Source organism: Flavobacterium sp. (assembly GCF_003525665.1).
In the GTDB taxonomy this organism is placed as follows: Bacteria; Bacteroidota; Bacteroidia; order Flavobacteriales; family Flavobacteriaceae; genus Flavobacterium.
This window is the reverse complement of the sequence record NZ_DQDX01000006.1, coordinates 1-8,472: the sequence shown is the minus strand read 5'-3', so window position 1 is coordinate 8,472 and position 8,472 is coordinate 1. Positions and strand designations below refer to the sequence as shown.

The 8,472-nt window shown below is 32.3% G+C and carries 6 protein-coding genes; 5 read left to right on the top strand and 1 reads right to left on the bottom strand.

From position 1 onward, the window contains the following. The 5 genes from DIU01_RS00475 to DIU01_RS00455 form a co-directional block, all read left to right on the top strand. The coding region (locus DIU01_RS00475; RefSeq protein WP_290831305.1) for a prolyl oligopeptidase family serine peptidase at positions 1-1,046 on the top strand (1,046 nt) is incomplete at its 5' end. A 48-nt stretch (positions 1,047-1,094) separates the two neighbouring features. Beyond that, the gene (locus DIU01_RS00470) at positions 1,095-2,768 is read left to right on the top strand and encodes a peptide MFS transporter (RefSeq protein WP_290831304.1); all 1,674 of its coding nucleotides are present in this window, start codon (positions 1,095-1,097) and stop codon (positions 2,766-2,768) included. Positions 2,769-2,846: 78 nt separating this feature from the next. Further along, complete coding sequence (locus DIU01_RS00465; RefSeq protein ID WP_290831303.1) at positions 2,847-4,505, top strand: peptide MFS transporter; 1,659 nt, start codon at positions 2,847-2,849, stop codon at positions 4,503-4,505. A gap of 2 nt (positions 4,506-4,507) precedes the next feature. Next, entirely contained in the window at positions 4,508-6,019 is a 1,512-nt protein-coding gene (locus tag DIU01_RS00460; protein WP_290831302.1) for a peptide MFS transporter, read from the top strand. Positions 6,020-6,068: 49 nt separating this feature from the next. Continuing rightward, entirely contained in the window at positions 6,069-6,596 is a 528-nt protein-coding gene (locus DIU01_RS00455; RefSeq protein ID WP_290831301.1) for a thioredoxin family protein, read from the top strand. A 13-nt stretch (positions 6,597-6,609) separates the two neighbouring features. Here the strand turns inward: DIU01_RS00455 and DIU01_RS00450 are convergent. Continuing rightward, on the bottom strand, positions 6,610-8,472 hold a 1,863-nt coding region (locus tag DIU01_RS00450; RefSeq protein WP_290831300.1), incomplete at its 5' end, for a ComEC/Rec2 family competence protein.

Below are 8,472 nucleotides of genomic sequence, written 5' to 3'. Positions count from 1 at the left end.
ACGAAAAAACAAAAACAGTTTTCTATCAATCGGTAGAAAATGGATCAACAGTAAGAGACGTTTACAAAATTTCGCTTGACGGAAAAAAGAAAGTAAAATTATCATCTCAAGTAGGAACAAATGGCGCGACTTTTAGTCCGGATTTCACTTACTACATCAATACTTATTCTAGTGTAACAACTCCGCCAACTTATACTTTGAACAGTTCAAAAGACGGAAAACAAGCTCAAGAAATTGTAAATAATACTCCTTTAGTAGAAAAAATTAAAAAATATGATTTACCAACAAAAGAGTTTTTCGAACTAACTACAGAAAAAGGTCATAAACTAAACGCTTGGATGATTAAACCAAAAGATTTTGATGCTAACAAAAAATATCCAGTTTTTATGTATCAATATTCTGGTCCAGGTTCGCAAGAAGTGGCTGATAACTGGTTGGATACGAACGACATGTGGTTTATGATGTTGTCTCAACAAGGATATATTACAGTTTGTGTTGACGGTCGTGGAACAGGTTACAAAGGTGCCGATTTCAAGAAATGTACTCAAAAAGAGTTAGGGAAATTTGAAGTTGAAGATCAAATTGATGCTGCAAAAGTAATTGGAAATTATGCTTATGTAGATAAATCTAGAATTGGTATATTTGGCTGGTCTTATGGTGGCTTTATGTCGAGCAACTGTTTGTTCAAAGGTGCCGATGTATTCAAAATGGCAATTGCGGTTGCACCAGTTACCAATTGGAGATTTTATGATAGCGTTTACACAGAAAGATACATGCAAACGCCACAAGAAAATGCAAGCGGATATGATGAAAATTCACCAATTAATCACGTGAGTAAATTAAAAGGAAACTTTTTATTAATTCACGGAACAGCCGATGATAACGTCCATGTTCAGAATTCAATGCAAATGATTGAAGCATTGGTGCAAGCCAACAAACAATTCGATTGGGCAATTTATCCAGATAAAAACCACGGAATTTATGGTGGTAAAACAAGAATTCAATTGTTCAATAAAATGACGAATTATATTAAAGAAAAATTATAAAATTACAACCAACAAAACCTATACCTAACAAAATTTAAATAGAATACTATGAGTGAAACAGCAGTAAAAACAGGACATCCAAAAGGACTTTGGGTATTATTTGGAACCGAAATGTGGGAAAGGTTCAACTTCTACGGAATGCGAGCTATCTTAACATTGTTCTTAGTAAATTCATTGATGATGAAAGAAGAAGATGCATCATTAATTTATGGTGGATTTTTAGGACTTTGTTACTTAACTCCAATGTTAGGTGGATTCATCGCCGATAGATTTTTTGGAAACAGAAATTGTATTTTACTTGGTGGTTTAATGATGGCAGTTGGGCAATTTTTATTGTTTTTTAGTGCTTCAGTTTTCGGTACAAATTTGAGTCTAGCCAACATGTTAATGTGGTCAGCATTAGGAATTATCATTTTTGGAAATGGTTTCTTCAAACCAAATATTTCTTCAATGGTGGGAAGTTTATACCCAAAACAAGAAAAAAGCAAACTTGATACAGCGTTTACAATTTTCTATATGGGAATTAATTTAGGAGCTTTTTTAGGTCAGTTGATTTGTCCAATTGTAGGAGATGTTAAAACTGATGGAGTTCGTGATATTCACGCCTTTAAATGGGGATTTTTAGCTGCGTCTTTAGCAATGCTAATTGGAACGGCAGTGTTTTATTTCTTGAAAAATAAATATGTGGTAACTCCAGAAGGAAAGCCATTAGGAGGATTACCATCTAAAAATGATGATTCAGACTATGAAGAAGGAGAATCTCAAAAAGCAGTTTTCTCTCAAAATGCATTAATTGGAGCAGTAGTAGCTTTCTTTGGATTAGGATTAATTTTTCATTTTGTATTCGGACAAAACTTTATCTATTCATTAATTTATGCTAGTGGTTTATCTCTTGCAGGATTAATTATTTCTGATTCATCACTTACAAAAGTTGAAAGAGATAGAATTTTGGTAATTTATATTGTTGCATTCTTCGTAATCTTTTTCTGGGCAGCATTCGAGCAAGCTGGTTCATCATTAACTTTTATTGCCGATAATCAGACCGATAGAAATTTCTTTGGATACAATATGCCGCCATCAATGGTTCAAATCTTTAACGGATTATTCGTTGTGGCTTTCGCGGTTCCATTCAGTATGTTATGGGATTATTTAAGAAGTAAAGACAGAGAGCCAATTTCTCCTGTTAAACAAGCAGTTGGATTAGGATTAATCGCTTTAAGTTATTTCATCATCGCTTACAACGTAAAAGATTTAGGTAATAACGGATTACTTGCTATCAAATGGTTAATCCTTTTATATTTAATTCAAACTTGTGCTGAGCTATGTTTATCACCAATCGGATTATCATTAGTTGGTAAATTATCTCCAAAAAGATTCTCTTCATTATTATACGGAGTTTTCTTTTTATCAAATGCTTCTGGATATGCATTAGCTGGAACTTTAGGTTCGATCTTACCTGCAACTGGAGACAAATTCAATAAAGCAAAAGAACTTGGAATCGATTTACAAGCAGTTTTAGATAAAACAATAACTCCAACTGCAGAACAATTGGCCTTATTGGAGAAAAATCAAATTAGTCCAACAAATCCAGTTTTTGCTGGTTTTGAAATTCACAACTTATTCGAATTCTTCATGGTATTCGTTATTCTTTGCGGATTAGCAGCGGTTATTTTATTAGCATTAACTCCAAAATTGAAAAAAATGATGCACGGCGTACGTTAATCATTATTTAAAAATATTTTTATATCTTTCAAACCTACAAGAAATCCTTGTAGGTTTGTTTTTTTAAATTAAATTATTATGTGGAAAAGTCATCCTAAAGCATTGCCTTACTTATTTTTATCTGAAATGTGGGAACGTTTTGGTTATTATTTAATGATCGGAATTTTTACGCTTTATCTTAAAGATGTCGAAGCAGGTTTCGCCATGACAGAGAAAGAAGCTTCCGATTTATACGGAACTTTCATCGCTTTAGTGTTTTTAACGCCATTTATCGGCGGTTTAGTTGCCGACAGATATCTTGGTTATAAAAAGTCAATTGTTATTGGAGGAATAATGATGGGCGCAGGTTATTTTATGATGGGAATTCATAGTTTGCCTATGCTCTACGTAGCCATGACTTTAGTAATTGTAGGAAATGGATTTTTCAAACCAAATATCTCAACTTTATTAGGGAATTTCTACAACGAAGACCAATACAAAGAAAAGAAAGACGAAGGTTATAACATTTTCTATATGGGAATTAATGTTGGTGCATTCATTTGTAACTTTTTTGGTGCTGCTTTGCAAATTTTATTAGGTTGGCAATATGCCTTTATGGCTGCAGGTTTAGGAATGTTTATTGGTGTAATCGTGTTTCTTTTAGGAACAAAACACTACGGAGATAAAACCGATAAAAAAGGAATTCAAGAAGGCGACATGCCATTTTCTAAAATTGTATTGTACATTTTAGTTCCATCGGTAGTTTTTGGTGTTATTGGTTGGTTAATTAAAGGAGTTCAATCGGATGTAAATTTAGATAGTTCGATTTTTGGTTCTGATAGTACTGATGCTTTTATTTTTGCTTGTCTTCCTGTTATTTACTTTTACGGAAGTCTATACTTCAAAGCAAAACCAGAAGAAAAACGACCAATTGGAGCATTACTTTCCATATTTGCTGTTGTGATTTTATTTTGGGCAGTTTTTAAATTAAATGGTTCAGCATTAACAACATGGGCAGATAGATACACCGATAGAGAAATAAGTGGAACGACTCAAGCTGTTTTTAGCAATTTAAAATTAGCTAAAGATATCGAATACAAGAAAGATTCAACCGAATTATACGACGCGAGTTTTAGACTTCAAAAAGAAAACGGCAAAGTAGTTAAAGAAGTGAACTATCCTGTTTATTTTAGGAATGTCGAAAAAGAGAAATTACCTCAAGAAGGTTCAACGGTTTCCATTTGGGCAACCAATTTAAGTCAGTCTATAAATCCAGGTTGGGTTATTATTTTAACGCCACTTGTCGTTGCCTTTTTTACCTTTTTAAGAAGTAGAAAAAAAGAACCATCAACTCCAACAAAGATTGCTTTCGGATTATTAATTTCGGCATTATCCGTTTTAGTAATGGTTGCAGCAGTTCATATTGGAAACAATGGAACAGAAAAAGTATCCGTTTGGTGGTTAGTTGCTAATTACGGAATTATTACAATTGGAGAACTGTTCCTAAGCCCAATGGGATTATCGATTGTTTCTAAATTATCTCCCAAAAATATTACCGCATTAATGATGGGCGGATGGTTTTTAGCAACTTCAATAGGAAACAAATTATCAGGAGTTTTAGCAAGTATGTGGGATACTTATGACGATAAAGCTAATTTCTTTTGGGTAAACTTCGGATTATTAATGTTCGCTACAATATTGATGTTCGCTCTAGTGAAAAACTTAAATAAAGTAATGAAGGACCACGGAATTAATTAAGTATGGAAATCAATCAGTCAATAGAAGAAATTCAAAATTTTAAAGGTAAATATCCAAAACAACTTTGGTATTTATTTTTTAGCGAAATGTGGGAACGTTTTTGCTTCTACGGAATGCGCGGAATGCTGTATTTTTATATGGTTAATTATTTATTGATGGATAAAGAAGCGGCAAATTTACAATATGGTGCTACTCAAGCTTGGGTTTATGCTTTTACTTTTATTGGGGGTTTATTTGCTGATAAAATTTTTGGTTTTAGAAAATCACTTTTTTGGGGTGGTTTATTAATGATTGTTGGAAGTTTAATTTTAGCAATCGATCCAAAGTCATTTTTCTTTGTCGGTGTTAGTTTTAGTATTGTAGGTACAGGTTTTTTTAAACCAAATATTTCTTCAATGGTTGGAAAACTTTACAAAGAAGGCGATTCAAGAACAGACGCAGGTTTTTCCTTATTTTATGCAGGTGTAAATCTTGGAGCATTAATCGGAGGATATGTTTGTATCGCCATTGGAAAAGGTCAAATGCTTTCTAATTTAATTCCTGATAACTTAAAGTGGAATGTTGCATTTGGTTTAGCAGCAGTTGTAATGGTTATTAGTCTATTAACTTTCACACAAACTCAAAAAAGTTTAGGAGAAATTGGTCTTTCACCATTATTACATCTTGATAAATCAAAAAGGAAATTTTATGAATGGAGCACATATGTTGGGTCTATTTTAATTGTTCCAATAATTATTGTAATGGTTTCTAATACTGTTTACACAGATTATTTTATGTATGCTATTGGTCCAATTTCTATTCTCTATTTAGCTTACGAAATGAAAGGATTTTCAATTGTAGAAAATAAAAAGCTTGTAGCCGCTGTAATTTTTATGCTATTTTCAATTGTCTTTTGGGCATTTTTTGAACAAAGTGGTGGTTCTTTGAGTGATTTCGCAGCAGAAAATTTAAATGGTACAGTTTTAGGAGTTCCATTAGATCCGAATGGTGTTAACAATTCGGCCAATTCTTTCTTTGTAATTGCATTTGCCGCATTAGTTGGATTAGTTTGGTTATGGATGGCAAAAAGAAAAATCGAACCTAATACAGTTATTAAATTTGGTTTAGCATTTTTATTCTTAGCCGGTGGTTTTTGGATTTTCTATTATACAAAGTTTTTCGCAGATGCATCTGGTAAAACTTCTCTAGATTTATTTACTTTTGGATGGTTCATTATCACTTTTGGAGAACTTTGTTTATCTCCAATTGGAATGAGTGCCATGACGAAATTATCGCCTCAAAAAACACAAGCTGTAATTATGGGAATGTGGTTTTTAGCAAGCGCGTACGGTCAATATTTCGCAGGATTACTTGGAGCAAATATTGCAAAAGCTTCTAAAAACGCATCCAATTTAGAGAAATTAAACGTATATGCTGATGGTTATTATCAATTAGGAATTTATGCATTAGTTGCTGGAATTGTATTAATTGCTATTTCTCCATTAATTAGAAAACTAATGCAAGAAGTAAAGTAGCCGACATTTTTTGGTACTATTTTTGAATATATTTGTAAAAATTTAAAACATGAAAAAATTTATATTAGCAACGTTCCTATTTATTGGAAGTTTTGCTGCTCAAGCACAAGAAGGTTTAACTTGGCATACCAATATTGACGAAGCAATTGCTGTTGCCAAAGTTGAAAACAAACCTCTATTTTTATTTTTCACAGGAAGTGATTGGTGCGGATGGTGCATTCGTTTACAAAAAGAAGTTTTTAAAACTCCAGAATTTACAACTTGGGCTAAAGAAAAAGTAGTTTTAGTAGAATTAGATTTTCCAAGAAGAACACCACAAGCAGAAGCTTTGAAAATGCAAAACAATTTATTGCAACAATTCTTCCAGGTGAGAGGTTATCCTTCTGTTAAAATAGCTAAAGCTGGACTTGCAACTGATGGTAAAACAAGTTTTGAGTTATTGGGAGAAACAGGTTATGGCGCTGGCGGACCAAATGCTTGGTTAAAAGGTCCAGAACAAATGGTTGCAAAATTTGTTCCTTATACAGCTGATGAGCAAAAAGCAGCCAAAAAAGCAGCTAAAAAGAAAAAAGCATAAGAAAAAAGCTTAGTTACAATTTATAAAATCCCTTTTCTGTAGTATCATGAAAAGGGATTTTTTCTTTTCTACAAGTTGCCTTCCAAACTTTTATGTAGGATTTAAAATTTGCCGCATCAACAACTACCTGGTTAGGTTTCCATTGCTTGAAAATACGTTCTAGATTTACTTTTGGCGAATTGGTAATGATTAAGATATCAGGTTTTTCATGAGGTAAATAAACCGCTGAACTGTCCATCAATAATATCTTTTTGTCTTTAAAATAATATAAATTCGAAATAGATTTCTTCTTTTCAATTTTGCAATAATTGGCTACCAAATACGATTTTAAAACCAAATTATCATCAGTTGTTTTCAATATGCTGTCATTGCTGTAAAGCGTAACTTTATCACCTTTTCTTTCAGTAATTATAGAGCTTTTCTTTTTGTTGAAAACAATAAATTCTTCTTTATTCTGGCTCGAATATTTGGCTTGAATAGAAATTATTTGAACTAAAATTAATGCTGATAAACTTAGTGTTAGTTTTTTGAACGTAGGCTTTTTGGACCAAATAATTAGACTGAAAATAAGCAAGTAACTACTCCATAACATATAGGAATTTAGTGGAATATCTTTAAAAATGAAATCTTCAAACGAAGCAACCCAAGCTATAATTTTGTTTAAAAACCAAATACTGTACTCTAATAATTTCATCATCGGATACCAAACGACATTTACTGCTGCCAAAAGCATTACAACAACTCCGATGCCAAGAATAAGACTTAACATTGGTAAAATAACAATATTGGTAACAAAAAACAATCCTGGAAATTGATGGAAATAATAGATACTTAAAGGTAAAGTTCCAATTTGAGCTGCAAATGAAACGGTGATAATTTCCCAAAAATAATTGACAACTTTATATTTTGGTGTCCAAATGGAAGCTAAAAGTGGTTGCAACCAAACAATAAAAAACAACGCAATATAGCTGAGTTGAAATCCGATATCAAATAAAAAGGCAGGTTGAAATAACAGAATTAGTAAGGCAGAAACTACCAATGTATGATAAATATTTACGCTTCTTCTTAGAAACATACCAATAGCTACAAACGAAAACATAGTTACCGATCGGACTACAGATGGCGCTAATCCTGCTAAAATTCCAAACATCCAAAGTGACGCAATTACTATAATCAGTTTTATGATGGAGCCTTTTTTATTGTTCGGAATAGGTTTCAACAAAAAAGTAATAAACAATAAAATACATCCAACGTGCAATCCTGATACCGACAAAACATGGATCGCACCAGCATATTGATAATCTTTAATGACTTCTTGCGAAATGTCTTGTTGCTGACCAAGAATTAAAGCAACAACAACACTCAACTCTGTTTTGTTGAAATTATTCTTTTCTAGATTGTGAACAATTTTATTTCGTAGTTTACTAGCATAATAAGATATGGTTTTGTCAACTTGTGAGCCAATTTTAATGCTTGAAGCGTCGGCATAAACTTGCGCGTAAATTTGCTGATTTTCAAGATATTTTCCATAATCAAATTGATCTGGGTTGTTGGGCTTTCTGTTTTTATAGAACGAGCCAGTAACTTTTAAATGCGAACCCATTTCAAGAGTTGGAACCAAGCTATCTTTTCTGATGTTTAAAATAATTTTGCCATAACTTTTCTTGTTATTAAGTTCAATTATTTTGGCAACATATCGATCGTTATTTATGGTGTTTTTTAGTTTTTCTTTGATAATAATCTCCGCAGAATAGTCATTTTCTGCTGATTTTAAATTTTTTAAATAATGATTGGAATTCAATTTGTCATTATTTATAACCAAAGTAAAACTTCCTATAAAGAAAGAAGTTAGCAAACAAAAGATACCGAATAACGA